Genomic DNA, 1359 nt, shown 5'->3' with positions numbered 1-1359 from the left:
AGCACCAAAGCTCAAACAGCCCAATGATAGGAACCGTGTGCCTATTAATAAAACAATCCCTGACGAAATCAAGCGAGGAGACAACGGAATCTCATAAACTGATTTATGAAGTTAATAATATAATGGTCAGTCTTTCTAAAAATAGTCAGTCTTTCTAAATATGTGAAAATTAAAAGGAATAAAATATGCAAAAGCTGATTATTATCATAGCAATTAGTGCGTTTCTTGGAACAACAAACTTAGTAAGAAGTGACACTGTTACTAAGCAAGGAGGAGCTCATAGCCGTATTACTATAATTCCTGGTATGGGGTCAGGAGGTCTCAGTACAAGCAAAGATTATAGACCAAAAAAACCACCAAAAGGCTATAATCCACCACCTGCACTTCCACCCGATGTTAAAATCGATCTTTCTACTTTGGGAACGATGAGAAATCGCATACCGTCCAAACCTAGTGGCTCTAAGCCATCTAACACAACTCCAGTATCTCCCACAACTCAGGTACCTAAATCAACTTTTGTATCTGCTCCACCTGCAGAATATCTAGAGATTATTAATCTATTAAAAAAAGGGGAAATTATTGAGCTCTTAAAAAAACAGCTTGAGTTGAAAAAAAAACAACTTTTGCAAACAGAAAAAGCCTATCAAGCTATAACAAAGGGTCAGAAAACTGCACCTCAGAAAATAGACTTTTCTAGTTTTTTTCTCAAAGAGCCAGAATCGCTCTATAAGAGTGACAAGCTTTCAAGGGAATCATATCAAAAGCTATTGCAGGAAGAAAACAAAATTTCTGGGACTTTTGATCAAATGGGGAAGGCTATTTCAAGGCGTTTACAATTTGCATCGATAGTAGATAAAGCTGTAAGTTTAGAAACTTTTGAAAACGTAGAAAATCGTTTTAAATACCTCCAACATCTATTAGATGAAATTCAAACAAAAGAAAACCTGAAAGATACTGCAGATCTTCAAGCACATATCGATGGTTCGTTAACCATGATCCAAAATGAATTTATAAAGATGGAAATGGTAGCGCATTTACGTAATGCTGAGCAATCACTTATCAAAAGGAAAAGACGCGAACTTGATATGAAAATTTTTGACCATGAAAAAAAAGGGATGCCTACCATACGATAAAAACAAAAGCCAATGTAGAAGGTTCAGTACTATCCGAACAATTCAGAGAGGCACAAAGATTTTATCAAAGCCAAGATATCGTAATGCAAATACTTAGGTAATGTATAAATGCAAATAACGCGTTTAGCATGTATCTATGTTTCAAGGTGATAAAAAGTTGAAAATTCGTTAAAGAGGAATTCCATGGACTTTACAGTGTTCACGCAACTTTTCAATAAAATTGATC

Annotated in this window: 1 protein-coding gene and 1 pseudogene; both read left to right on the top strand. The window is 35.1% G+C overall.

Features of this window, described 5'->3' with window-relative positions; all coding sequences use genetic code 11:
* Positions 1 to 97 (top strand): annotated as a pseudogene (locus ACFIKB_RS09295) (TrwH protein); the annotation flags it as partial.
* 88 nt (positions 98 to 185) lie between these two features.
* Positions 186 to 1133, top strand: coding sequence for a type IV secretion system protein (locus ACFIKB_RS09290; protein WP_375653468.1), 948 nt, complete (start codon positions 186 to 188; stop codon positions 1131 to 1133).
* The last annotated feature ends 226 nt before the right edge of the window (positions 1134 to 1359 follow it).

Origin of the sequence: Bartonella sp. MR110HLJHH, from assembly GCF_042194225.1 — a bacterium.
Classification (GTDB): Bacteria; Pseudomonadota; Alphaproteobacteria; order Rhizobiales; family Rhizobiaceae; genus Bartonella; species Bartonella grahamii.
Note: the sequence above shows the minus strand (reverse complement) of the source record. Positions and strands in the feature narration are given on the sequence as shown.